General features: G+C 68.3%; 23 protein-coding genes. 12 read left to right on the top strand and 11 right to left on the bottom strand.

Features of this window, described 5'->3' with window-relative positions:
• The first annotated feature begins 38 nt into the window (after positions 1–38).
• Genes ABD188_RS01030 through ABD188_RS01015 form a run of 4 tightly spaced genes read left to right on the top strand, consistent with a single transcriptional unit; the run spans position 39 to position 3805 of the window.
• On the top strand, positions 39–845 hold the full coding sequence (locus ABD188_RS01030) for a methylenetetrahydrofolate reductase (RefSeq protein ID WP_344066784.1): 807 nt from the start codon (positions 39–41) through the stop codon (positions 843–845).
• Positions 846–853: 8 nt separating this feature from the next.
• Positions 854–1726, top strand: coding sequence for a formyltetrahydrofolate deformylase (gene purU, locus ABD188_RS01025; RefSeq protein ID WP_344057673.1), 873 nt, complete (start codon positions 854–856; stop codon positions 1724–1726).
• Positions 1727–1779: 53 nt separating this feature from the next.
• A complete protein-coding gene (gene ligM, locus ABD188_RS01020) occupies positions 1780–3192 on the top strand; it encodes a vanillate/3-O-methylgallate O-demethylase (RefSeq protein ID WP_344057671.1) in 1413 nt (470 codons plus the stop codon).
• A 28-nt stretch (positions 3193–3220) separates the two neighbouring features.
• A complete protein-coding gene (locus ABD188_RS01015; RefSeq protein WP_344057669.1) occupies positions 3221–3805 on the top strand; it encodes a PadR family transcriptional regulator in 585 nt (194 codons plus the stop codon).
• 38 nt (positions 3806–3843) lie between these two features.
• Here ABD188_RS01015 and ABD188_RS01010 read toward each other — a convergent pair whose 3' ends face one another.
• Entirely contained in the window at positions 3844–5340 is a 1497-nt protein-coding gene (locus ABD188_RS01010; RefSeq protein WP_344057667.1) for an aldehyde dehydrogenase family protein, read from the bottom strand.
• 186 nt (positions 5341–5526) lie between these two features.
• Between ABD188_RS01010 and ABD188_RS01005 the strand changes: the two genes are divergently transcribed.
• The gene (locus ABD188_RS01005) at positions 5527–6186 is read left to right on the top strand and encodes a GntR family transcriptional regulator (RefSeq protein WP_344057665.1); all 660 of its coding nucleotides are present in this window, start codon (positions 5527–5529) and stop codon (positions 6184–6186) included.
• Positions 6187–6522: 336 nt separating this feature from the next.
• Here the strand turns inward: ABD188_RS01005 and ABD188_RS01000 are convergent, their stop codons facing one another.
• Genes ABD188_RS01000 through ABD188_RS00980 form a run of 5 tightly spaced genes read right to left on the bottom strand, consistent with a single transcriptional unit; the run spans position 6523 to position 11281 of the window.
• On the bottom strand, positions 6523–7785 hold the full coding sequence (locus ABD188_RS01000) for an ABC transporter substrate-binding protein (protein WP_344057664.1): 1263 nt from the start codon (positions 7783–7785) through the stop codon (positions 6523–6525).
• A complete protein-coding gene (locus ABD188_RS00995; protein WP_344057663.1) occupies positions 7782–8918 on the bottom strand; it encodes a branched-chain amino acid ABC transporter permease in 1137 nt (378 codons plus the stop codon). The genes ABD188_RS01000 and ABD188_RS00995 overlap by 4 nt, the downstream gene beginning before the upstream one ends.
• Positions 8918–9799 carry a branched-chain amino acid ABC transporter permease gene (locus ABD188_RS00990; RefSeq protein ID WP_344057661.1) on the bottom strand — a complete coding sequence of 294 codons (882 nt, stop codon included), beginning with the start codon at positions 9797–9799 and terminating at the stop codon, positions 8918–8920. Before ABD188_RS00990 ends, ABD188_RS00995 begins: the two co-directional genes overlap by 1 nt.
• A 2-nt stretch (positions 9800–9801) precedes the next feature.
• Positions 9802–10512, bottom strand: coding sequence for an ABC transporter ATP-binding protein (locus ABD188_RS00985; RefSeq protein ID WP_344057659.1), 711 nt, complete (start codon positions 10510–10512; stop codon positions 9802–9804).
• Entirely contained in the window at positions 10499–11281 is a 783-nt protein-coding gene (locus tag ABD188_RS00980) for an ABC transporter ATP-binding protein (protein ID WP_344057657.1), read from the bottom strand. The genes ABD188_RS00985 and ABD188_RS00980 overlap by 14 nt, the downstream gene beginning before the upstream one ends.
• Positions 11282–11548: 267 nt before the next feature.
• Here ABD188_RS00980 and ABD188_RS00975 point away from each other — a divergent pair, with 267 nt between their 5' ends.
• The 3 genes from ABD188_RS00975 (at position 11549) to ABD188_RS00965 (ending at position 14657) form a co-directional block, all read left to right on the top strand.
• Positions 11549–12922: an aminomethyl transferase family protein gene (locus ABD188_RS00975; protein ID WP_344057655.1), complete on the top strand. Its 1374-nt coding sequence runs from the start codon at positions 11549–11551 to the stop codon at positions 12920–12922.
• Positions 12923–12993: 71 nt separating this feature from the next.
• Positions 12994–13884, top strand: a complete 891-nt coding sequence (locus ABD188_RS00970; RefSeq protein WP_344057653.1) for an IclR family transcriptional regulator — start codon at positions 12994–12996, stop codon at positions 13882–13884.
• On the top strand, positions 13881–14657 hold the full coding sequence (locus tag ABD188_RS00965; protein ID WP_344057651.1) for an NAD(P)-dependent oxidoreductase: 777 nt from the start codon (positions 13881–13883) through the stop codon (positions 14655–14657). Before ABD188_RS00970 ends, ABD188_RS00965 begins: the two co-directional genes overlap by 4 nt.
• Before the next feature lie 199 nt (positions 14658–14856).
• Here the strand turns inward: ABD188_RS00965 and ABD188_RS00960 are convergent, their stop codons facing one another.
• Together ABD188_RS00960 and ligM (ABD188_RS00955) are read right to left on the bottom strand one after the other, a co-directional pair.
• Positions 14857–16215, bottom strand: coding sequence for an aminomethyl transferase family protein (locus tag ABD188_RS00960; RefSeq protein ID WP_344057649.1), 1359 nt, complete (start codon positions 16213–16215; stop codon positions 14857–14859).
• A 51-nt stretch (positions 16216–16266) separates the two neighbouring features.
• Positions 16267–17670 (bottom strand): vanillate/3-O-methylgallate O-demethylase, encoded by a 1404-nt coding sequence (gene ligM / locus ABD188_RS00955; protein ID WP_344057647.1) that lies wholly within the window; start codon positions 17668–17670, stop codon positions 16267–16269.
• 212 nt (positions 17671–17882) lie between these two features.
• Between ligM (ABD188_RS00955) and ABD188_RS00950 the strand changes: the two genes are divergently transcribed.
• Genes ABD188_RS00950 through ABD188_RS00935 form a run of 4 tightly spaced genes read left to right on the top strand, consistent with a single transcriptional unit; the run spans position 17883 to position 21423 of the window.
• Positions 17883–18638: a PIG-L deacetylase family protein gene (locus ABD188_RS00950; protein ID WP_344057645.1), complete on the top strand. Its 756-nt coding sequence runs from the start codon at positions 17883–17885 to the stop codon at positions 18636–18638.
• Positions 18635–19342 carry a 4-carboxy-4-hydroxy-2-oxoadipate aldolase/oxaloacetate decarboxylase gene (locus ABD188_RS00945; protein WP_344057643.1) on the top strand — a complete coding sequence of 236 codons (708 nt, stop codon included), beginning with the start codon at positions 18635–18637 and terminating at the stop codon, positions 19340–19342. The genes ABD188_RS00950 and ABD188_RS00945 overlap by 4 nt, the downstream gene beginning before the upstream one ends.
• Positions 19329–20417, top strand: a complete 1089-nt coding sequence (locus ABD188_RS00940) for a PrpF domain-containing protein (protein WP_344057641.1) — start codon at positions 19329–19331, stop codon at positions 20415–20417. The genes ABD188_RS00945 and ABD188_RS00940 overlap by 14 nt, the downstream gene beginning before the upstream one ends.
• Positions 20418–20445: 28 nt before the next feature.
• Entirely contained in the window at positions 20446–21423 is a 978-nt protein-coding gene (locus tag ABD188_RS00935) for a VOC family protein (protein WP_344057639.1), read from the top strand.
• A gap of 207 nt (positions 21424–21630) precedes the next feature.
• Here the strand turns inward: ABD188_RS00935 and ABD188_RS00930 are convergent, their stop codons facing one another.
• The 3 genes from ABD188_RS00930 to ABD188_RS00920 all read right to left on the bottom strand — a co-directional run bounded on the left by ABD188_RS00930 (position 21631) and on the right by ABD188_RS00920 (position 23288).
• Positions 21631–22746, bottom strand: a complete 1116-nt coding sequence (locus ABD188_RS00930; protein ID WP_344057637.1) for a 5-methyltetrahydropteroyltriglutamate--homocysteine S-methyltransferase — start codon at positions 22744–22746, stop codon at positions 21631–21633.
• Positions 22747–22851: 105 nt separating this feature from the next.
• Positions 22852–23142, bottom strand: a complete 291-nt coding sequence (locus tag ABD188_RS00925) for a hypothetical protein (protein WP_344057635.1) — start codon at positions 23140–23142, stop codon at positions 22852–22854.
• Entirely contained in the window at positions 23136–23288 is a 153-nt protein-coding gene (locus tag ABD188_RS00920; protein WP_344057633.1) for a hypothetical protein, read from the bottom strand. The genes ABD188_RS00925 and ABD188_RS00920 overlap by 7 nt, the downstream gene beginning before the upstream one ends.
• Positions 23289–23340 lie beyond the last annotated feature (52 nt).

Raw genomic sequence — 23340 nt, 5'->3', positions numbered from 1 at the left:
CCGCCGCACTCGGTCTGCTGAACGGGTTCTCGCTCGAGATGACCGGCAAGGATGTGCCGGCACTCGAGGCGGCGCGGGACGTGATCCCCCCCGGTACGAAGGTGAACGTCACGTTCCTCGGCAACGAGGACCTGGAGATGCGGGTTGCGGCAGCGAGGGCCGTCAAGGAGATGGGCCTCATCCCGGTTCCGCACATCTCGGCGCGCCGGCTCTCGTCGCAGGACCAGCTCGAGGAGTTCCTGGGTCGCCTTCACGAGGTCGGCGCGACCGAGCACGTGTTCGCGGTCGGCGGCGATCCGGCCGAGCCCGAAGGTCCCTATCCGGACGCGCTCTCGATCATCCGCAGCGGTCTGCTTCCCGAATACGGCGTCCACGAGGTGTCGATCGCCGGCTACCCCGAAGGCCACCCCGACATCGAGACCGATGTGCTGTGGCGGCACCTCGCAGACAAGTCAGCGGCCCTTCAGGAGCAGGGGCTGGATGCCGTCATCCTGACCCAGTTCGCGTTCGACACCGATCCGGTGACCACCTGGATCAAGGCGGTGCGCGACCGCGGGATCGGCACGCAGATCCGGGTCGGCACGCCGGGCCCCGCGGGCATCAAGCGTCTGCTCGGCTTCGCGCGTCGCTTCGGAATCGGCGCCAATGCCATGATCGTGAAGAAGTACGGATTCTCACTGACCAACCTGATGGGCACCGCCGGCCCTGACCGGTTCGTGACCGACCTCTCGGCACTCCTCGCCGCGGATGCCGCGGCGGGCGACGTCCGACTCCACTTCTACACATTCGGCGGCCTGCGTGCCACGGCGGAATGGGCACGCGGGTATATCGCCGCACAGGACTGAGGCCCATCATGACCGTCCACACCGACGCCCTCCGCGACCACGCGTGCCTGATCATCCACGGTCCGGACCGGCCGGGCATCGTCGCGGCGGTCAGCGCCCTGATCACCCGCAACGGCGGCAACATCCTCGCGCTCGACCAGTACTCCGACGACCCCATCGGCGGCGCCTTCTTCCAGCGGGTGGTGTTCCACCGCCCCGACCTGCAGGCGGCGATCCCCGAGATCGAGGCGGACCTCGCGAAGACCATCACACCGCTCGGGCTGGAGTGGCGGCTCACCGACCAGTCCATCCCGAAGCGGATGGCGATCCTGGTCTCGACCTCCGACCACTGCCTGCTCGAGCTGCTGTGGCGCCACCGTCGAGGCGAGCTGCCGGTCACCATCCCGATGGTGATCTCGAACCACACGAACACCGCCGAGGATGTGCGCTCGTTCGGCGTGCCGTTCTTCCACGTGCCCTCGCAGGGTCCCGACAAGGCCGGTGCAGAAGCCGAGATCGTCAAGCTGCTCGAGGGCAACGTCGATTTCGTGGTGCTCGCGCGCTACATGCAGATCCTGTCCGACTCGTTCCTCGAGCAGATCGGGGTGCCGGTGATCAACATCCATCACTCGTTCCTGCCGGCGTTCATCGGCGCAGCGCCGTACCGCAAGGCCAAGGAGCGTGGCGTGAAGCTCATCGGGGCCACGTCGCACTACGTGACGAAGGACCTCGACGAGGGACCGATCATCGAGCAGGACACCGCCCGCGTCGACCACTCACACTCCGCCGCCGACCTGCAGGAGCGGGGCGCGTACGTCGAGCGCGCCGTGCTCTCACGCGCCGTGCAGTGGCACGCGCAGGACCGCGTCATCCGTCACGGAAACCACACGATCGTCTTTTAGCCACCTGACCGGAGATCGCTTCTCCGTCCCCCCTGAACAGAGAGGTTCACCCCATGGCAGCGAAGAATCTGCAGGAAGTGATCGACGCTTCCGGAAACGCCGTCGACCTTCTGCGCAACTCGCAGATCGGCTCGTACATCTACCCGGTGGTACCCGCCGACTTCCAGAACTGGATCAAGGAGCAGAAGGCCTGGCGCGACACCGCCGTGCTCTACGACCAGTCGCACCACATGGACAACCTCTTCATGCGGGGCTCCGACGCGATCCGGCTGATCTCCGACACCGCGATCAACTCGACCTCGATCTTCCCGGTCGACAAGGCGAAGCAGTACGTGCCGACGACCGCAGCGGGGCATGTGATCGGTGATGGCATCCTGTTCCGTCTCGCGGACGAGGAGTTCGTCTACGTCGGACGCGCTCCGGCGGCGAACTGGCTGCTGTTCCATGGCGAGACCGGCGGCTACCGGAATCTCGACATCCAGGTCGATCGTCGCTCGCCCTCTCGTCCGTACGGGCACGAGGTGTCGCGGCAGTACTACCGTTTCCAGATCCAGGGCCCGAACGCGTGGCAGGTCATCGAGAAGCTCAACGGCGGGCCGCTCGAGCAGCTGAAGTTCTTCAACATGTCGACGATGACCATCGACGGCACCACCGTCCGCACACTCCGCCACGGCATGGCCGGGGCGCCCGGCCTGGAGGTCTGGGGCCCGTATGCCGACCACGACCGCATCTGGACCGCGATCGTCGAGGCAGGCGCCGAGTTCGGGCTCGTGCCGGTCGGATCACGCGCGTACCCGTCGAACACCCTCGAGTCGGGCTGGATCCCGTCGCCGCTGCCCGGCATCTACACCGGCGAGGCCGAGCGGGCCTACCGCGAGTGGCTCCCGGCGGACGGTTACGAGGCAACCGGAACGCTCGCGGGATCCTTCGTGTCGGACAGCATCGAGGACTACTACCTCACCCCGTGGGAGCTCGGTTACGGCAACTTCGTGAAGTTCGACCACGACTTCGTCGGCCGCGATGCGCTCGAGAGGATCGACCCGGCAAGCCAGCGCAAGAAGGTCACGCTCGCGTGGGATGCCGAGGACCTCGGCAGGGTGTGGACGTCGCTGCTGAACGTGGACGGGCCCAACTACAAGTTCTTCGACCTGCCGCTCGCGAACTACGGATCGGCGAACTACGACTCCGTCGTGGACGGCGACGGCACGGTGGTCGGCTACTCGATGTTCACCGGCTACAGCGCCAACGAGCGCCGGGGCCTCTCGCTCGCAACCGTCGACCCCAACGTGCCGGAGGGCACCGAGTTGAAGGTCGTCTGGGGCGAGCCGAACGGCGGCACCACGAAGGCCAGCGTCGAGCCTCACGAGCAGACCGCGGTGCGGGTCGTCGTGAGCCCGGTGCCCTACTCGACGGTGGCGCGGTCGACGTACCACGGCGGCTGGCGGACGAACTACCAGCCCGCCTGACGGTGTCGCCGGTGAAGAGGAGGATGCGATGAGCCTGCGCTATGCGCTCCTGGCGATCCTCCGCGTCGGCCCGCTGTCGGGCTACGACCTGCAGAAGCAGTTCTCGCAGTCGGTCGGGCATGTGTGGCATGCGCCCGACTCGCAGATCTACCCGGAGCTCCGCAAGATGGAGGAGGCCGGGCTCGTCGAGGGCGAGGACCAGCTGCGCGGCGAGCGCGCGCGTCGCCGCGTCTACCACGTCACCGAAGCGGGCGACCGTGCCTTCATCGAGTGGATGCAGACGCCCCTCGAGTATCAACGCGTGCGGGACCCCGCCCACCTGCGTGCGGCGTACCTCGAGTCGGTGTCGTACGACGCGGCGCGGGAGTTCTTCCGGGGACACATCGCCGAGTGGGAGGGCGAGCTCGAGCAGTGGCGGGGGGAGCTGGTGCACATCGAGAACCTGAGCAACCCCATGCTCGTCCGTCGGCTCGCTGTGACCGCCGACGTCGACAAGCCGCGAACCATCGCCTTCAAGCGCATCACGTACGAGGGACTCGTGGAGCACGCCCTGGGCGAGATCGCCTGGGCGCGCCGCGGCCTCGAGCTCGTGGACGAGCTCGAGGCCGGCTGAGCCTCAGCGGGCGAGCCTGTCGTTCGGCGACGCGCTACTCAGTGGGCCATCGCGGCCAGCGCGGCGGGGTCGATCGTGGCGATCGCGCGGGTGTCCTGGAACGCTCGCACACCCTCGATGCCCTGCTCGCGGCCGATGCCCGACTGCTTCATGCCGCCGAACGGTGCGCGCAGGTCGAGACGGGTCGCGCCGTGGTCGTTGACCCAGACGTAGCCGCACACGAGCTGCGATCCGACGCGTGTGGCAGCGGCCGGGTCGGCCGTCCACACCGATCCGCACAGTCCGCCCCACGTGTCGTTCGCCAGTCGCACGGCCTCATCCTCGGAGTCGAACGGGATGATGGGGATGACGGGCCCGAACTGCTCCTGCGTCACCACGCGCAGCGCCGGGTCGGGATCGACGACGATCGCCGGACGGACGAAGTTGCCGCCTTCGAGCTCGCCGCCGGGGAGCTCGCCGAATTCGCGCACGTCGGCTCCGGCATCCTTCGCCTCTTGGATGATCTCGTCGACGAACGCTTTCTGGGCGGGGGAGTGCAGTGGACCCATGGTCGTGCCCTCACCGAGCCCGTAGCCGAGCTTGGCCTTCTCCAGCCGTTCCGTGAGGCCGGCGAGGAGGTCGTCGAGCCGCGAACGGTGCACGAACACGCGCTTGGCATTCATGCAGATCTGGCCGGTCGTGTCGTAGATGGCGGCGTACAGCCGGTCGAGGTGGGTGTCGTCCAGGATGGCGTCCTCGAGGAAGACTGCCGCGTCATTGCCGCCCAGCTCGAGCGTGACGCGCGTCAGCGTCTTCGAGGCGAGCTCCATGATGCGCTTGCCGCCGTTGACCGACCCCGTGAAGCAGACCTTGGCGATGTCGGTGTTCTGGATGAGACCCGTCATGTTCTCGTCCTTGCCGGTGATGACGTTGAGCACACCCGGCGGCAGCTTCTCAGCGACCCGCTGAATGACGCGCGTGGTCGCAAGAGGGGCGGATGGCGGTGGCTTGACGATCGCCGTGTTGCCTGCGAGGAGCGCGTGAGGCAGCGATGCCCCCAGGATCGCGATCGGCCAGTTGAACGGCACGATCACCGTGACGACTCCGAGCGCCTGGTAGGTGACCTCGGTCGAGACCGGGATCGCGCCGGGGATCACGGGGAGCGTGTGCCCGGTGTCGACCTCGTCGGCCAGCATCAGCGCGAGGTTCCACCGGATCTCGAAGACGAGCGCGTCGATCCAGCCCTCGATGCGCACCTTGCCATTCTCCTGCGAGAGGATCGCGGCATCCTCGTCACGATCGTCGGCGATCCCGGCGATCGCTTCGGCCATCTGGGCGGCCCGTTCCTGCGGGCTGAGCGCCGACCAGGCGGGGAAGGCGGCCTTCGCCGCAGCGACGGCGTCTGCGACGTCCTCCCTCGACGCCGATGCGGCGTGCCCGACGATCACGCCGGGCTTCGCGGGGTCGGGGATCGCGAGAGACTCGGCTGTGTCGCGCACCTCACCCCCGATGAACAGTCCCGTCTTGACCGGGGCATCCGTCACTGTGTTCGACAACTCGACCACCTCTCTGTCTGTCGTGCGGCGCGCGCCGAGCGCTCTCGTTTCGGGTGTCGGGACGCTTTCCTCAAGCGTGCATCGCCCGACGCCCCGAGGCAAGATTGCCGACAAGATCCACGCGAATCTCGTAGGCAATCTCGGGCCGGCGGCTAGTCTGGAGGCACATCAGGGAAGGACAGGCGAATGACGGATACCGCCTTCGTCGAGGCCGATGAGGCCGCCGACCGCATCGGCCTGACCCAGCAGTTGCGAGAAGCGATCCTCAACGGCGAGTTCGCTCCCCATCAGCGTCTCATCGAAGCCGACCTCAGCGAGCGGTACGACGAGTCGCGGGCATCGGTGCGGACGGCGCTGCTCAACCTCACGAGCGAAGGCCTCGTCGAGCGCGTGCCGAACCGCGGTGCGCGGGTGCGGGCCATCAGCGTGGATGAAGCCATCGAGATCGTCGAGGTGCGCATCGGGCTCGAGACGCTGTGCGCGCGCAAGGCGGCCGAGAACCTGACCGAGCCGGATGCCGAGCAGCTGCGGCGGCTGCGGTCCGAGATCCAGTCGGCCGTGGCGTCGGGCAACCTCGTGGAGTACGCGCGGTTGAACCAGGACCTCGACCGCCGCATCCGCGTGCTCAGCCACCACACCACGGCGACCCAGCTGCTGGAGCGGCTGCGCGCGCAGTCCGCCCGCCACCAGTTCCGGCTCGCCTTCCACCCCGGCCGGGCCAGCCAGTCGGCCCCCGAGCACATCGCCATCATCGACGCGGTGCTGGCGCGGGATCCGGATGCCGCCGAAGCCGCGACCCGGATGCACCTCGAGGGCATCGTCGAAGTGCTGCGCGGCCTCGACTGACGCCGCGCCCCGGTCCCTCAGCCGCGCCCCGGTTCCTCAGCCGCGCGTCGGTCCCTGAGCTTGCGCATCGGTCTCTGAGCTTGCGGATCGGTCCCTGAGCTTGCGCGTCGGTCCCTGAGCTTGCGCATCGGTCCCTGAGCTTGCGGATCGGTCCCTGAGCTTGTCGAAGGGCCGATGCGCATGACCGCGGACGCTTCGACAGGCTCAGCGACCGCTCGGGACCGCTTGGGGCTCAGCGCGCCACGTCGGAAACGCGCTGCGGCCCGGCCGGAACGAGTCCGGCCGGGCCGCGGGCGCTTCGACGGGCTCAGCGACCGCTACCGCCGGGACTGAGCCTCATCCGAAGGTGTCGGCGTTCGCGTAGCCCTTGCCGTTGTACTTCTGCACGACGACGCTCGACACGGCGGGCTGGCCGTCCTGGGTGGTGTCGACGGCGGTGCCCTCGAGCATCAAGGGGGCGGCGAAGTCCGAGATCGTGCGCAGCTGCTCCATGAAGTCGGCGCGCGTCGGCTCGGTCATCTTCGCGAAGACCTGCTCGAGGGTCGCGCCGATCATGTAGCTCCACGAGCAGTGCGGGAACGCCGGGGTGTCGGGGTAGTCGGCGTACTCGTTGAGGTTCGCGAGGAAGTCGACGACATCCGGGTCCTCGGCGAACGCCGGGCTCGCCGCGGCCTTGGCGAACGACACGGTGTAGACGCCCGGGAACGCGGAGGCACCGCCCGGCTCGAGGATCGCAGTGGGGCTCGAGGTGTTCGACGGGAGGAACCAGCTGGGCAGCCATCCGAGCTCCTGCGTCTTCTGCAGCGACGAGATCACGAGCGGTGTGATCGACATGGCGTTGAAGAACACGTCGGCATCGGTCGCGGCCAGTTCGGTGAGCTGCGCGTCGACGGACGCGTCGGTCGCCTCGTAGGTGAGCTCCTTCACGATCTCGATGTTGTCGGCACCCTCGATCGCACTCTTGAAGCCCTCGACATAGCCGGCGCCGTAGTCGTCGTTCTGCGACAGGATGGCCACCTTGTGCTCCTCGCTCGATGACGCGAGCAGTTCGCCGAAGGCTGCGCCCTCGTTCTGGTAGATCGGTACGAAGCCGAGACTCCAGGGACTCTCGGTCGCGTCCGAGAAGATCGGGTCCCCGGTCTCGATGAGCGCCTGCGGCACCTCGTCGGCGGTCGCGGCCTCGCGCCAGGCGCGGTTGGTCGGCGTGCCGAGACCCGCGGTCATCGCGAAGACGCTGTCCTTGAGCTGCTCGTAGTTCGCGGCGGCCTTCTGCGGGTCGTAGGCGTCGTCGAGCGCCTCGATCTTCACCTCGCGGGTCTTGCCGTCGCCGAACTCCACGCCGCCGTCGGCGTTCTTCGCGCCGAAGTACGCCGTGATGCCCGCCACGGTGCACGTGCCCGGGCCCGCCGTCGGACCCGACAGCGGGGTCGTGATCCCGAGCGTGATCGAGTCGTCGGTGATTCCCGGGCTCGGCGCCGAGGTCTCATCGCCCCCGCCCCCGCCATCCGAACCGCGGGCGCAGCCGGCCGCCAGCAGGGCGACGATGCCGATGCCGGCGACGACCGACACGGCCCGCATCCTGGTGCGCTGTGTGCTCATGTGTCTTGCCTTCCTTCTTGTGACTCTGTGGGTGGGTGGCTGGATGAGTCTGCAGGGGCGGGTGGCGCGCCCGAACCCGATGCCGCGCCCGACGGGGCAGCCGCGGCTGCCACGGATGGCGCCGCGCCCACGGATGCGGTGGCTCGAGGTCCGCCGTCGCCGCGGCGGCGACCGGGCCGGCGCCACAGCCGCGGGAGCGACACCAGGCCGCCGGGGAGGACGAAGAGCACGATGAGGAGGATCGCGCCCTGCAACACGGCGGTGAGCCCGGGGTCGATGATGTTCGTGAGCTGCGGCACGAGCACGTAGTACGCGCCGCCCAGCAGCGAGCCGAGGATGCTCCCGGCGCCGCCGATCACCATCGACGCCAGCAGTGTGATCGAGTGGCCGAAGTTCAGCGTCTCGGGTGAGGTGTACTGGATGACGACCATGTAGAGGAAACCGCTGACGCCCCCTAGGAGCGAGGCGACGGTGAACGCGAGCACCTTGTAGCGGTAGGGCGAGATCCCCATCGACGAGGCGACGGCCTCGTTGCCCTTCACGATCGCGAAGGCGCGGCCGTACTTGCCGCGGACGAGGTTGCGGGTGAGCAGGAACGAGATGCCGCCGATGAGCAGCACGATGTACAGCTGCCACTGATCGTCGTACAGCATGGTCCAATCGGGTGCATCCGAGAATCGCGCGGACATGCCCTGCGATCCGCCGGTGAACTCCGAGAGGCGCTTGGCGAGCGGCACGCCGACGATCGGCAGCGCGATAGTCACCATGGCGATCGCCAGACCGCCCAGCCGCGCCGCCGCGAGTGCGATGAGCAGCCCGGTGACGGCCGGGACGAGGCACGCGAGCACGAAGACGAGGACGATGTTCCAGTCCTGTTCGACGCCGTAAGCGGTGACGTACGCGCCGAGACCGAGGAAGAAGATCTGCCCGAGCGACACCTGCCCGGTGTAGCCCATGACGACGTTCAGACCCAGGACGGCGACGGCGAAGACGCCGATGCGGGCGAGGGTGGAGTTGGCGAACTCCGGAAGCATGAGGGGCAGCACGATCGCGAGCGCGACGATGAGGATGATCCCGACCCAGCGGACCCAGGGCCTGCGGATGAAGGGGACGGTGGCGGTGGTGGTCGACATCAGACCCTCACCACCGATTTGCGGCCGAACAGGCCCTGCGGGCGCACGATGAGCACGACGAAGATCATGATGAACGGCACGGCGATCTTGAGGTCGTGACCGATGAACGGCACGTACACGGCGGCGAGGTTCTCGAGGACGCCGATCATCCACGCCGCGACGACGACGCCGATGGGACTCGTGAGCCCGCCGATGATGACCGCCGCGAGCGCGTACACGAGGGCTGCGTCCATCATTCCCGGCGTGAGGGTCAGCTGCGGTGCGACCAGGGCGCCGGCGACCGCTCCGAGCCCCGCCGCGAGTCCCCACCCGACCATGAGCAGGCGCCCCACCGGCATGCCCGAGAATGCAGCGGACTGCGGGTTGATCGCGACGGCCCGAAGCGCCAGGCCGAGCTTGGTGCCCACGAAGAGCAGCTGCAGCAGCAGCATGATCGCGACGATCACGAAGATCGTGCCCAGGGAACGGACGCTGATGACCGCTCCCGCGATGTTGACCGTCTCGAGGGGGAAGAGCGACGGGAACAGCTTGTTGTTGTACGACCAGATCCATGCGCAGACCCCCGTGATGAGTGTCAGCAGCCCGATCGTCACGACGACGGCGGTGTCGGGGTCGCCGCCCTCGAATTTGCGGATGAGGAATCGCTCGACGATCGCGCCGAGCACGAACGAGACGACGATCGACAGCATGATGGCGAGGAGCACCGGGATGCCGAACTGGGTCAGCTGCCAGGCGATGTACGCGGACAGCACCGCCATCCCGCCCTGCGCGAAGTTGATGAGGCCCGTCGCCTGATTCACCAGCACGATGGCGAGAGCGAGCGCCGCGTAGATCGACCCGGTCGAGAGGCCGTCGATGACGAGCTGGATGAAGGTGCCCATTCTCAGCCCCCCAGGTACGCGCGGCGGATCTCGTCCATGCCCTTGAGCTCCGCCGACGAGCCCGTGATGACGTTGCGGCCGGTCTCGAGCACCGTCGCGGAGTCGACGAGCGTGAACGCCAGGTTCGCGTTCTGCTCCACGACGACCATGGCGATGCCCGATTCGACGCGCAGCCGCTTGATCGCCTGATACACGTCCTTCGCGGTGCTCGGGGCGAGGCCGAGGGATGCCTCGTCCAGCAGCAGCAGCCGCGGCCGCGCCATGTACGCGCGCGCGATCGCGAGCATCTGCTGCTCGCCGCCCGAGAGCGCCGAGCTGTTCGAGCGGATGCGGTCCTGCAGCTGCGGGAACAGGTCGAGGCAGTAGTCGATGTCGGTCTGGATTGCCTTGCGGTCTTTGCGCAGATAGGCGCCGACCCGTAGGTTCTCGCGCACGGTCAGCTCGCCCAGGGTGCCGCGTCCCTCGGGCACGTGAGCGATGCCCAGGGCTGCGGCCTGGTCGGGGCGGGAGCCCCGGATATCCTTGCCGTCGAACACGATCGACCCGCCCGCGCGGACCGTGCCGCTGATCGCGCGGAGCGTGGTGGTCTTGCCGGCCCCGTTCGCGCCCAGGATGCCGACCGCCCCGCCGTCGGGGACGCTCAGTGAGATGCCCTCCAGCACCTGTACCGGGCCGTAGAACGCCGTGACATCGGTCAGCTCAAGCAGCGTCATCAGCGGCATCCTTCCCGATGTAGGCCTCGATGACGCGGGGATCGGACTGGGCCTCGGTGGCGCTTCCCTCCATGAGCTTGCGTCCGTGGTCGAGCACGACGACACGGTCGGTGAGCGCGGCGATGAGGCCCATGTGGTGCTCCACGATGATCACGGTGATGTCGTCCTCGGAGCGGAGGCGCCGCACCGTCTCGATCAGCTGCTCCACCTCGGTGTGCGGCAGGCCGGCGGCAGGCTCGTCGAGCAGCAGCAGGCGGGGCCGCATGAGCAGCGCCCGGCACAGCTCGATGCCCTTGTGCAGTCCGTGCGAGAGCTCGTCGGCCGGCAGCTGAGCGGCCCATCCCAGTCCGTGTCGCTCGAGCAGTGCCAGCGCCTCCTCGCGCAGCGCGCGCTCTGCACGCCACGTGCGCGGCAGGCGAAGCGCCCACTCGACCGGGCCGCCGGGGAGCCGGGTGTGAGCGCCCAGGAGCACATTCTCGAGCACCGTCTCGTGAAGCCGCAGGGCCGGATGCTGGAACGTTCGGGCGAGCCCGTGACCCGCCAGCATCGCCGGTCGCGAGCCGCTGACTTCGACGTCGTCGATCTTGATCGAGCCGCCGCTGGGCCGATAGTGGCCGCTGATGCAGTTGAACAGCGACGTCTTGCCGGCGCCGTTGGGGCCGACGAGCCCGAAGATCCGGCCCGGCTCGACCGTGAACGAGACGTCCTGCAGGACCTTGATGCCACCGAACCTCAGACTCACGTCCTGCAGTATCAGCTGAGCGGCCATGCTCATCCTTCGCTTCGTCGCATCGTCTGACTCGGGCGCGGTCGGTGCACGGGCGCACATGTCCCGTGAATGGGACGGTACGTATTCGCGCGCAGATTGTCAACGATTTTGGCGCGATTCCCGCACACGTTTCCCAATCGTGATCCCGTGCGCCCATGGTCGCGCGCTCCGCCTGTCTCCGCGGCGAGCCTTCCGTTCAACGGAAACGGCTCGGCGCCGCCGTCCGGGCGTTCGTACGCTGAGGTCGATACCCCCGAAGGAAGGTCGATGATGACATCCGAATCTCTCGCCCTGGCGATCGCCCGCGCCGGAAGCCCCGTGCAGCTGCTGCGCAATCAGGACTGGCCCGCGTTCACGTTTCCGGTCGCTCCGGAGTTCACGAACTGGCGCGACGAGCAGCGTGCGTGGAACACCAGCGTCGCGCTGATGGACCAGTCGCACCATATGACGCAGCTCTTCCTGGGCGGCGCCGACCTCATCCCGATACTGCAGGGCATCTCGCCCAACACGTTCGCCACGTTCCGCCCAGGCGTCGCGAAGCAGCTGATCTCGGTCAACCAGGACGGCTATCTCATCGGCGACGGCATCCTGTTCTACAACTCCGACGACCGCGAGGGACTCGTGCTCATCGGTCATCACCTGCTCATCGACTGGGTGCGCTTCACTGCAGAGAGGGCCGAGGCCGCGGGACGGGACGTGCACCATCGGCTCGAGGCGAACTCGAACATGCGGCAGGGGCCGCCGACGTTCTATCGCTACGAGCTGCAGGGACCGCGGGCGAATGAGGTCATGCAGAAGGTCTTCGGCGGCCCGGTGCCCGAGGTGAGGTTCTTCCACATCGGCGATGTGCAGATCGCGGGCAGGCCCGTCAAGGCACTTCGACACGGGATGGCGGGACAGCCCGGTTTCGAGTTCTTCGGACCTTGGGAAGACAATGCGGTCGTGCTCGACGCTCTCCTCGACGCCGGCGCCGAGTTCGGCATCCGGCGCGTGGGTGCGAAGGCCTACTCGGTGACGCCGCTCGAGGCGGGCTGGGTGCCCACGCCGTTCCCCGCCATCTTCGACGACGACTTCGCCGAGTATCGCGAATGGCTGCCGGCCGCGCGCGCCGGCTCGATCGGCGGATCGCTGTCATCCGCCGACATCCACGACTACTACATGACCCCGTACGACCTCGGACTGGGCAAGTCGGTGCGCTTCGACCATGACTTCCACGGCCGTGCAGCGCTGGAGCACCACGCCGAGAACCAGAGGCGCCGGAAAGTGACGCTGCTGTGGAACGCGGAGGATGTCGCGGCCGTCGTGCGATCGCAGCTCGAACCGGGTGTTCCGGCGAAGTTCCTCGAGTTCCCGAAAGCGCGCTACGGCCTCTTCCAGATGGACCAGGTGCTGCAGGACGACCGCCTCGTGGGCATCTCGACAGATGCGGGCTACGTCGCCTTCGACCAGCTGTACACCTCGCTCGCGACCGTCGATACCGACGTCGCCGAGGGTTCGCAGGTCGAGGTGCTGTGGGGTGAGGATCCGATCTCGAGCAAGCCGCAGGTCGATGCCGCACACCGTCAGGTGCGCATCCGCGCGACGGTCGCGCCGGCGCCGTACCACGACTACGCCCGGACGGTGTATCGCGCGAACGACTGAAGCCGCGGCATTCGCCCTGCTTCCGCTCAACGGAAGCGCGGCTAGCATGGCGTCTGGTCGAAGGAGACGTGATGGCTCGCGGATCAGCAGGAGAGTCGGTGCTGCACAAGCACCTGCGGGTGCTGCAGGCGTTCGACACGCTGCGGCCGTTCCTGACGCTGACCGAGATTGCGGATGCCGCGGACATGCCGCTGTCGACCACCCACCGCCTCGTGACCGAACTCGAGCGCGAGGGCCTCGTGGAGCGGATGCCGGATCGGACGTACCGGCTCGGAGTGCGCCTGTGGGAGTTCGCCTCGCGCACGCCGGGCGCGCTCGGGCTTCGTGAGCTCGCCCGGCCATGGCTCAGCGCCGTTCACTCGCGGGTTCGGCAGCACACGCAGCTCGGCGTGCTGAGCGGGCTCGACGTGCTGTTCATCGAGCGGATGTCGACGCGCGACGCGGTGACCAACGCGACGCTGATAGGCGGGCGCACCCCGCTGCCGGTCAGCTCCAGCGGGCTCGTGCTGCTGGCACACGCCGCACCCGAAGTCGTCGAGCAGACCATCGCCGCCGGCTGGCCGGCGTACACATCGGCGACGATCCGCGGTGAGGGGGCGCTGCGCGCGGCGCTGCGTCATGTGCACGCCGATGGCTTCGCGGTGACCGACGGGCACATCCACACCGAGTCGCGCGGGATCGCGGTGCCGGTCTTCGGCCCGCACGGTGCGGTGTACGCCGCGATCGGAGTGGTCGTCGCCAATGACGCGACGCCGCCGCAGCCGGCGATCGAGCTGCTGACGATGGCGGCGGCCGGCATCACGCACGCGCTCGAAGAGGCGTACTTGCCCGACAGCGCACCACCCGACCGGCGCATCCGGGCGCTGATCGGAACATCGGAGCGCTCGCTCGACTACTTCGCGTCGTTCGAGCGCGACCACCCGGTGTCGTCGCCGGCAGGTCTCGGGGGCGGCGCACGATGACGACGATCACCATCCTCGGGCTCGGCGAGGCGGGACGGCTCTACGCCCGCGGACTGCGCGAGGCCGGCGCGTACGTCCGCGGCTACGACCCGCACCACGAGCTCGGCGATCCGGATGTCGCGCAGTTCGCCGACCTGGACGATGCTCTGGCGGGTGCCGAAGTGGTCATCAGCCTCGTCGGGGGAGCGGCTGCGGCATCCGTCGCCCGTGACGCCCTGCCCGCGATGGCGAGCTCCGCTGTGTACGCCGACCTCAATACCGCGTCCCCCGCGCTCAAGCAGGAGATCGAAGCGTTCGCCGTCGCGCACGGCGTGGCGATGGCGGATGTCGCGGTCCTCGCGCCCGTGCCCCGTGCGGGTCACCGCACCGAGCTGATCGCCAGCGGCGAGGGGGCGAGGATGTTCGCAGAGCGACTTGGGCCGTTCGGGGTGCCGGTCGAGGTGCTCGACGCGGGCGCCGGAGCGGCCGCGCGGTTGCGGCTGCTGCGTTCGGTCTTCATGAAGGGGCTCGCGGCGCTCGTCATCGAGAGCGTCGGCGCGGCGCGCGCCATCGGAGCCGAGGAGTGGCTGCGAGAACAGCTGGCGCAAGAGCTCGGGGTGAACGGACGCGAGCGGGTCGACCGGCTCGTCGAGGGCACGCACCGGCACGCGGCCCGCCGCGAGGTCGAGGTGCGGGCGGCGATGGCCGAGATCGAGGCGTCGGGTCAGCCCGCCGACATGACGCGGGCGACGCTGTCGTGGCTGCGGCGGATCGCCGACGCCCAGAAGGGCTGACGGATCCGCCACAGTCGACGCCGCTGGCTGGTGCATGTCCCACTTTCACCGGTTTGGAGGACGGATTCCGGCGGAAACTGGGACACGGCGAAGCTGGGCGAGCCTGCCGAGCGGGGCTGTCATTCTCCGTGTCCCATTCTTCGCCGGATTGGAGGCCCGATTCCGGCGGAAAGTGGGACACGGCGCAGGAGCGAAGGGGTCAGTTCTTGCGGTAGTTCTCGCGCGCGAACGAGGAGTACGGCGCCGGGAACACCGTCGCGCGGATCTCGACCTGCCTGTGCGGCTCGACGGCGGGCTTGGCCGAGTTCGGGTTCTCGCCCCACACCACCACGACCTCCGTGCCGGGCTCCGCGTGGTCGGCGTCGACGCTCGCGAGTGAGACGAACACCTGCTCACCGGTGATGTAGCCGACGTCGTGCGAGATGCCGACATCCGCCCCGCCTGCGAGCACGCGGTCGACCTGGTAGACGCCGTACCGCGCCTTCGGGAGGTCGATGTACTTCGCCGGCGTCCCCGGCTCGTAGAGCGAGCGCTGGGCGGACGCGACGTCCTCGGGGTTCCACACCAGCGTCACCTTGGTCCGCAAGGGACCGGCGGCGTGCCGCTCGAGTGCCGCTCGGCCGATGAACTCGTGATCGAACGAGACGCTGCGCCCGTAGCCCAGGTCGTACGGCGTCAGGTAGTGGTCCTCGATGTCGTCCGACGCGAAGCTGCCGGCGAGCGACCCGGCCCGCGCCGCGGGGAGCCACCTGAGGTATTCGGCCATCGCCTCACCGGTGAAGATCGCGGGGAGCGGTGACGGTACCCAGGCGGACTCCAGGTTCGCCGACGAGTACGCCTTCGCACCCACCAGCACGAGGCCGAACTCCCGGCCCGCGGCGATGATCGCCTCGCGGACTCGCGAGCCCTCTGCCCACGGGCCGAAGAGCTCGAAGCCGGGCTGCCCTGCCATCCCGTGACGCAGTGAGCGCACGTCGAGCCCGTCGATGGTGAACCGCGCCATGTGGAAGAACCTCGTCGGCGGCACGGGTGCCCCCGTGAGCTCCGCCATGAGCGCGAGGGCGTTCGGGCCCTGCAGCTCGTAGCGATACAGCTTCGGCGGAACGCCGGGGTCGCGCATCAGCGAGTTCGCATCGCGCTCGAATGCGACGTCGTAGTCGCCCTTCTCGCCGACGAACTGCACCCAGTCCAGCACCATGAACCAGCCCACCAGGTCGAAGGAGTCCTCGTCGAGGTGGAAGAGGATGGCGTCGCCGATCAAGTAGCCCTCGTGGTTGACGGCGATGAACTGCTTGGCCCTGTCGACCTCGAAGTTCGCGAAGCTGTTCACTCCGGTGTCGGTCAGCAGGCGCAGCGCATCCGGACCCGAGATGAACAGATCGGTCATGTGGTGCGATTGATCGAGCAGCGCGACCGACGTGCGCCACGACAGCTGCTCGGAGCGCCAGTTCGTGAACTCCGGTGTGACGGGAAAGATCGTCGGGCGAGCCTGAGCATTGCGCAGCAGGGCGACGGGGCTGCCGGCGCGCTCGATCGCGTCGGCGACGGTTTCAGGCATGGGTGCACTCCATTTCGATGGCGAAGACGGATGCCGCGGCATCCGCTGGTCTCAGAGCGAGCCCGTTGAGCGCCAGCCGCCGTGGTACTCGAGGCGGGCGGCTTCGGCGTAAGGTACCGGGCTGACGATCGCCCGGACGGCGATCTGCTCGTGCGGCTCGACGGTCTTCTTGTCGGAGCCGCCGTCGGGCTCACCCCAGACGACTCGCACTTCGGTTCCGATCGGGATGTCGCGATCCACCGTTGCGAGCGAGAGGCCGCGCTTCTCGTTGGCCGTCACACCCGTGAACAGCGAAAGCCCGACGTGCGTACCATCGGCGTCGATGACCGCGTCGTAGTTCGACGAGCCGTAGTTCGCATTGGGGATGTCGAAGAACTGATAGCCGGGGCCCTCGCGGTCGATGACGCTCGTGAGGATCTTGGCGAGGTCTTCGTCATCCCATGCCAGCGTCACCTTCCGGCGCTGCTGCTCGGGGTCGACCTGCTCGAGCGCTTCGCGGCCGATGAAGTCGTGGTCGAACTTCACGAACGAGCCGTAGCCGAGCTCCCACGGGGTGAGGTAGTAGTCGTCGATGCGGTCCGAGACGAACGAGCCCGCAAGGGCGTTGATCGCCTCGTAGCTCGTGGTCGGGAGCCACTCCCGGTAGGCCCGCTCGGCCTCGCTCGAGTAGATCGCCGGCAGCGGCGAAGGGATCCAGCCCGACTCGAGGGTGTTCGATGAGTACGCACGCGAGCCGCAGGGCTCGATGCCGAACTCCGCACCGGCCTCGAGGATCGCGTCGCGGATGCGACCGTGCTGCTCGTACGGCCCCCACAGCTCGAGCCCCGGCGCCCCTGCCATGCCGTGCCGGAGAGTGCGGACCCTCTCGCCGCCCACCGCCAGCTCGCGCATGTGGAAGAACCTCACCGGCTCGAGGGTGCCGCCGTTCAGCTTCTCGATGATCGACCACGCGTTCGGCCCTTGGATCTGGAACCGGTAGTACTCACGGTGCACGGCTTCGCCGTAGGGGCGTGAGGGCGAGCGGTCGTCATAGCGGAACTCGACGTCGTAGCCGCCGGTCTCGGCGTGGAACTGCAGCCAGTTGGCGGCGGGAGCGCGACCGACGTAGACGAACTCCTCCTCCGCGAGATGGAACAGGATGCCGTCGCCGATGACGCCGCCGTTCGAGGCGGTCGGGACGAACTGCTTCGCCGTGTCGACGGGGAAGTTCGCGAAGCTGTTGATGCCCGTCTCGCGCAGCAGGCGCAGCGCATCGGGACCCGAGACGAAGAAGTTCACCATGTGGTGCGTCTGGTCGTAGAGCACGGCGGTGTCGCGCCACGCCTTCTGCTCGCGTCGCCAGTTGCTGAACTCGGCTGGGACGACGGGGTAGATGTACGTGCCGAGCTGCGAGTTCCGCAGCATCTCGACGACGTCGCCCTTCTCGTCGATCAGTTCCTGAAGATTGCCGGCCATCGGCCACCTCGACTTCCTCGTCATGGTTGGGTCTGTCGGGAATGATACGAGTGCGATTTACCTATGTCCAGAGGGATCGCCGGTCGCCAAGATTGTTTACAGAATCTTGACCAATGCTCGAGCTGTGTGGTTCCATGGGCACATGCCGCGGCCGCTGCCGGCGCGCGGCCGGCCGTCGCCTCGGTGGCAGTCCGACGTGAACAGGAGTGCAAGTGGCCGACAACGCATCCTGCGTCCTCGTCGTCAGTGCCCACGCGGGGGACTTCGTCTGGCGGGCCGGCGGAGCCATCGCCGCTGCAACCATGCGGGGCGAGCGCGCGGTCGTCGTGTGCCTCTCGTACGGCGAGCGAGGCGAGTCTGCCAGCCAATGGCTGCAGGGCAAGAGCCTCGACGAGATCAAGGCCATCCGCCGCGAAGAGGCGAGTGCTGCAGCATCCGCTCTCGGCGCCGAGATCGAGTTCCTCGACCTGGGGGACTATCCGCTCGCCGAGGGTCCCGAAGCCGTCGCGGCCCTCGTGGACGTCTATCGCCGCGTGCAGCCGACGGTCGTGCTGACCCATCCGCTCGCCGACCCCTACAACGGCGATCACCCTGCGGCAGGCCGGATGGCGCTCCAGGCGCGGATCCTGGCCCAGGCGATCGGCGTCGCGAACTCCGACGGGTCGTTCCCGTCCGAAGACGAGATCATCGGGGCGCCGCCGGTGTTCTTCTTCGAGCCGCACCAGCCCGAGCAGTCCGACTTCAAGCCCAACGTGCTGCTCGACATCACCGAGGCGTTCCCCAAGAAGCGGGCGGCGATGGAGTGCCTTCCGGCCCAGAAGCACATGTGGTCGTACTACACCGACCTCGCGGTGCGTCGCGGCGTGCAGGTCAAGCGCAACGCGGGTCCGAACCTGGGGCTCGCGCACGAGACCATGGGCGAGGCGTACATGCGGTACTTCCCGCAGGTGACGGACGTGCTCGCGTGAGCGACCACGTCGTCGTCACCGACATCGCGCGGGCGGAGCGGGACGTCGTGGACGCGCTCGCCGAGTTCGGCTCCGCCACCGTGCACGAAGCACTGGGACGCATCGGCTGCGTCGGGGCGCGCATCCGCCCGATCCAGCAGGGCGCGGCGGTGGCCGGCACGGCCATCACGGTGCAGACCGCGCCCGGCGACAATCTCATGGTGCATGCGGCGATCGAGCAGGCCCGCGATGGCGACATCATCGTGGTAGTGCCGACCACGGACTCGCCGCACGGGTTCATCGGCGAGCTGATGGCGACCCAGATGCAGGTGCGGGGCGTGCGCGCCTATGTCACGACGGGCGGCGTGCGCGACACCGCCGAGCTTCGGGTGATGCGCTTTCCGGTGTGGAGCGCTCATGTCAGCGCGCAGGGGACCGTGAAGGACACGGCGGGCGCGGTCAACGTTCCCGTCGTGCTCGACGGTGTCGTCGTGCATCCGGGGGATGTCGTCGTCGCCGACGACGACGGTGTCACCATCGTTCCGCGCAGGCGTGCCGCGGCGGCGCTCGAGGCATCCCGGGCCCGCGCCGCGAAGGAAGCGGCGAACCGCGCCCGCTACGAGGCGGGCGAGATCTCACTGGATCTCAACGACCTCCGCGGGGTGCTCGCCGAGCTCGGTGTGACGTATGTGACGCAGGCGGAATACGGCGATGGCGGGCCCTGACGTCGACGCGACCGCAGCGGTCCGTGACGGCATCCGCTGCATGCTGATGCGGGGAGGCACATCGAAGGGCGCCTACTTCCTCGCGGACGATGTGCCCGCTGACCCCGAGGTGCGCGCCGACCTCCTGCTGCGGATCATGGGGAGCCCCGACTCGCGACAGATCGACGGCATCGGGGGCGCGCATCCGCTGACCAGCAAGGTCGCGATCGCATCCGCTTCGACGGACCCGGACTTCGATGTGGACTACCTCTTCCTTCAGGTAGCCGTCGACGAGCCTCTCGTGAGCGACGCACAGACCTGCGGCAACCTGCTCGCAGGCATCGGGCCGTTCGCCGTCGAACGCGGCCTCGTTCCTTCCGGAGGGGACGAGACGACCGTCCGCATCCGTCTCCTCAACACAGGGGATGCCGCCACCGCGGTCTTTCGGACGCCCGGCGGCCGCCCGGATTACGCCGGTGACACCACGATCGACGGCGTTCCCGGGAGCGCGGCGCTGATCCAGCTCGAACTCGCCTCCGAGCGGCCGCTGCTGCCGACGGGAAGCGCCGCCGACGAGATCGCCGGGCACCGTGTCACCCTCGTCGACAACGGGATGCCGGTCGTGCTGCTGCGCGCCGACGAGTTCGGGCTGAGCGGACACGAAGCGCCCGCAGACCTGGAAGGCCGAGCAGACCTGGTGCGCACGCTGGAACAGATCCGCCTCGCAGCAGGGCCTCTGATGGGGCTGGGCGACGTGTCGGGTCAGACGGTGCCGAAGATGTTCCTGATCTCGGCGCCCCGCTCCGGCGGCGCGATCTCGACCCGCGCGTTCATCCCTCGCCGGGTGCACACCTCGATCGGGGTGCTCATGGCGGCATCCGTCGCGGCCGGAGTCAGCATCCCCGGCGCCGTCGGCTCGGACCTCGCGGACCTGCCGGCGGACGGGCCCATCGAGATCGAGCACCCCACGGGCTCGTTCCCTGCGCGTGTGGGCGTGCACCAGGATGATGCGGGGTTCTGGCGCGGGACGTCGGTATCGGTCCGCACGGCGCGCAAGCTCTTCGACGGCGTGGTCTACCCCCGACCTGCCGGCTGATCGACCGCAACTCAGAGAGGATCGCACGATGACCGACGAGACCTCGTTCGACGTCGCCCACCTGGGGAGCGTCGAGCTCCTGACCCCCGACATCGAGAAGAGCCTCTGGTTCTTCCGCGATCTGCTGGCGATGCGCGTGGTCGCAGAGCAGGGCGACTCGGTGTTCCTGCGCACGTGGGATGAGTACGAGCTCTACACGATCAAGCTCACGGCCTCGGATGCCGCGGGCGTGGGCCGCACGTCCGTGCGGGCGTCGTCGCAAGCCGCTCTCGAGCGGCGCGTCGCCGCGATCGAGGCGACCGGCCTCGGCGACGGCTGGGTGGACGGCGAGGTCGGCACGGGTGCGACCTACGCCTTCCGCGATCCCGACGGGCACTCGCTCGCGATCTATTACGACACCGAGCGCTACGTCGCAGGCGACGAAGACCGGCCGGCGCTGAAGAATCAGGCGTCCGCGTTTCCGGGCCGCGGAGTCAATGCGCGGCGACTCGACCACATCAACTTCCTCGCGAAGGATGTCGAGGCCAACGGCCGCTTCCTCATCGACGCGCTCGGCATGCGCGAGTCAGAACGCATCCGGCTGGACAACGGCAAGTTCGCCGCCTGGTGGTTCCACTTCAGCCTGAAGTCCTACGACATCGTCTACTCCGACGACTGGACCAAGCACGGCAATCGCCTCCACCACATCGCGTTCGCCCCCGACACCCGTGAGGACATCCTGAAGGCCGCCGACATCTTCCTCGAGAACGGCATCCACATCGAGTCGGGGCCCCACAAGCACGCGATCAACCAGACGTTCTTCCTCTACGTGTGGGAGCCGGGCGGCAACCGCATCGAGTTCGCCAACGCCGGAGCGCGGCTGCTGCTCGACCCCGATCAGCCGGTGGTGGAGTGGAGCGAGGAGGAGCGCAAGAAGGGTCAGGCGTGGGGCATGAAGACCATCGAGACCTTCCACACCCACGGCACGCCCGTCGTGGACCAGCCGCGGCAACGGCAGCAGCCCTAGCATCGGGCCGGCCGCCACAACGCATCGGTCAGCGCGCGATCGGCTCCCAGATCAGCTCGGCGACGTCCAGCACGAGACGGGTCGTCGGATCGGGGTAGGTGAAGCGAATGCGGTACAACGGCTCGAGTCGTATGCCGTCCAGCATCCCGCAGATCGAACGATCAGGTCTACCGTCCGCGCGTCGACGGGCTCAGTGACCGGGCGAGGTCAGCGCCAGACGTCGTCGGCGATCGCGACGACCTCGCGGATCTTCGCCCACTGCTCGTCCTCGGTGAGGTTGTTGCCCTCCTCGGTCGACGCGAAGCCGCACTGCGGGCTGAGGGCGAGCTGCTCGAGCGGAGCGAAGGCGGTCGCCTCGTCGATGCGCTTCTTGGTGGCCTCGATGTTCTCGAGTTCGCCGCTCTTCGTCGTGATGAGTCCGAGCACGACGGTCTTGTCGCCCTCGGGCAGGAACCGCAGGGGCTCGAATCCGCCGGCACGATCGCTGTCGTACTCGAGGAAGTAGCCGTCGTAGCCCGCGACGCCGAGAAGCTGTTCGGCGACGGGCTCGTAGCCACCAGATGAGATCCACGTCGACCGGAAGTTGCCGCGGCACACGTGAGTGGTCACGACCAGGTCGTCGGGCTTCCCCTCGAGCACGCGGTTGAGGAGCGCCGCGTAGCGTTCCGCGATCCCGTCGGTGTCGATGCCGCGCTCACGCGCCTTCTCGAGCTCGACGTCCGAACACAGGTATGCCCACGCGGTGTCGTCGAACTGGAGGTAGCGGGCTCCCGCGTCGTAGAACGCGCGCACGGCGTCGCGGTAGGCCGCGACGAGGTCGTCGACGATGGCCTCGCGGCCGTCGTAGGTTCCCGCGTCGATGTGACCCGGCTCGAGTCGGAAGTCCAGCACCGTTGGGGAGGGGATCGTGAACTTGGGCGTCGCGCCGGTGGACGTGGCGAGCTGGTCCTTCAGCGTGCGGAAATGCCCGAGGAACGGATGCGAGTCGTCGAACCGGATCGGGCCTGAGATCTCGACGCCTCGCGGCTTGGTCTGCACTCCCTGGAACTGGATGCCGTGATCGAGCTCGACGATCTCGACGCCGCTCAGTCCGCCGAAGAAGTCGAAGTGCCACCACGAGCGGCGGAACTCTCCGTCGGTCGCGAGCTCGAGCCCGGCATCCGCTTCCTTGACGAGCAGCTCGCCGATGGCCTGGTCTTCGATCTCGGCGAGTGACCCGGCATCGAGGCGGCCCTCTGCGTGGGCCGCGCGAGCCTTGTGCAGGACTTCGGGGCGGAGGAAGCTGCCGACGATGTCGGCACGGTACGGCGGGCTGTGAGTCACCTCGCGAGTGTATTCCGCGGATGCCGCATCCCGCTCGTCTTGGGTCCTCGAACGTCACATCCTCTCAACGCCGATGAAATGGATACGAGATTGGGCCCCGACGTCTCATCGTGCGGTGGGCGGGAAATGCGCGATCGGGATGGGCCGCGTCCCCCCTGGCTGACGCGACATCCATCGCACCACGTCGTCCCGCGCCGCTTCGGCGGTGACATAGCGCGTGGCGAGCGGCACATCGCGGTGCCACGTCACGACCACTTCGTCGCCGTCGTCGCTCACACTCGCGAGCAGGTCGCGCGCATCCGGCGGAGGGTGGCGGAGGTCGTGGATCACCCAGTCGCAGGGTCCGATCCGCTGCAGTTCCCAGCGAAGGATGGTGTCGCTCTCTGCGGTCACCATTGCTCGATCGCCCCCGTCCGGATCATCTCTGCCGCGAGTTCGTCCTCGAACTCGTCGGCCTGATCTTCGGGGTCGCTCGGCCGCTCGGCCGGCCTTGCGGAGGGTTCGTCCATTGGCGTGGGGAACGCCGATCTGTTGTTGTTCATCGCACCTCCCTGGTGAGGTGCGATGATCTTGCGTCATGCCACCGCGGATCCG

It is taken from the genome of Microbacterium pumilum, assembly GCF_039530225.1.
In the GTDB taxonomy this organism is placed as follows: Bacteria; Actinomycetota; Actinomycetes; order Actinomycetales; family Microbacteriaceae; genus Microbacterium; species Microbacterium pumilum.
This window is presented reverse-complemented; position numbering and strand designations above follow the sequence as displayed.

Excerpts from the sequence above, each read along its gene's own strand:
- ABD188_RS00925 (WP_344057635.1), bottom strand. The coding sequence starts at position 23,142 with ATGGTGACCGCAGAGAGCGACACCATCCTTCGCTGGGAACTGCAGCGG.
- ABD188_RS00935 (WP_344057639.1), top strand. The coding sequence starts at position 20,446 with ATGACCGACGAGACCTCGTTCGACGTCGCCCACCTGGGGAGCGTCGAG.
- ABD188_RS00940 (WP_344057641.1), top strand. The coding sequence starts at position 19,329 with ATGGCGGGCCCTGACGTCGACGCGACCGCAGCGGTCCGTGACGGCATC.
- purU (WP_344057673.1), top strand. The coding sequence starts at position 854 with ATGACCGTCCACACCGACGCCCTCCGCGACCACGCGTGCCTGATCATC.
- ABD188_RS00920 (WP_344057633.1), bottom strand. The coding sequence starts at position 23,288 with ATGAACAACAACAGATCGGCGTTCCCCACGCCAATGGACGAACCCTCC.
- ligM (WP_344057647.1), bottom strand. The coding sequence starts at position 17,670 with ATGGCCGGCAATCTTCAGGAACTGATCGACGAGAAGGGCGACGTCGTC.
- ABD188_RS01030 (WP_344066784.1), top strand. The coding sequence starts at position 39 with ATGACCGGCAAGGATGTGCCGGCACTCGAGGCGGCGCGGGACGTGATC.
- ABD188_RS00995 (WP_344057663.1), bottom strand. The coding sequence starts at position 8,918 with ATGTCGACCACCACCGCCACCGTCCCCTTCATCCGCAGGCCCTGGGTC.
- ABD188_RS00990 (WP_344057661.1), bottom strand. The coding sequence starts at position 9,799 with ATGGGCACCTTCATCCAGCTCGTCATCGACGGCCTCTCGACCGGGTCG.
- ABD188_RS00960 (WP_344057649.1), bottom strand. The coding sequence starts at position 16,215 with ATGCCTGAAACCGTCGCCGACGCGATCGAGCGCGCCGGCAGCCCCGTC.
- ABD188_RS00970 (WP_344057653.1), top strand. The coding sequence starts at position 12,994 with ATGGCTCGCGGATCAGCAGGAGAGTCGGTGCTGCACAAGCACCTGCGG.
- ABD188_RS00965 (WP_344057651.1), top strand. The coding sequence starts at position 13,881 with ATGACGACGATCACCATCCTCGGGCTCGGCGAGGCGGGACGGCTCTAC.
- ABD188_RS00985 (WP_344057659.1), bottom strand. The coding sequence starts at position 10,512 with ATGACGCTGCTTGAGCTGACCGATGTCACGGCGTTCTACGGCCCGGTA.
- ligM (WP_344057671.1), top strand. The coding sequence starts at position 1,780 with ATGGCAGCGAAGAATCTGCAGGAAGTGATCGACGCTTCCGGAAACGCC.
- ABD188_RS00975 (WP_344057655.1), top strand. The coding sequence starts at position 11,549 with ATGATGACATCCGAATCTCTCGCCCTGGCGATCGCCCGCGCCGGAAGC.
- ABD188_RS01000 (WP_344057664.1), bottom strand. The coding sequence starts at position 7,785 with ATGAGCACACAGCGCACCAGGATGCGGGCCGTGTCGGTCGTCGCCGGC.
- ABD188_RS01015 (WP_344057669.1), top strand. The coding sequence starts at position 3,221 with ATGAGCCTGCGCTATGCGCTCCTGGCGATCCTCCGCGTCGGCCCGCTG.
- ABD188_RS00980 (WP_344057657.1), bottom strand. The coding sequence starts at position 11,281 with ATGGCCGCTCAGCTGATACTGCAGGACGTGAGTCTGAGGTTCGGTGGC.
- ABD188_RS01005 (WP_344057665.1), top strand. The coding sequence starts at position 5,527 with ATGACGGATACCGCCTTCGTCGAGGCCGATGAGGCCGCCGACCGCATC.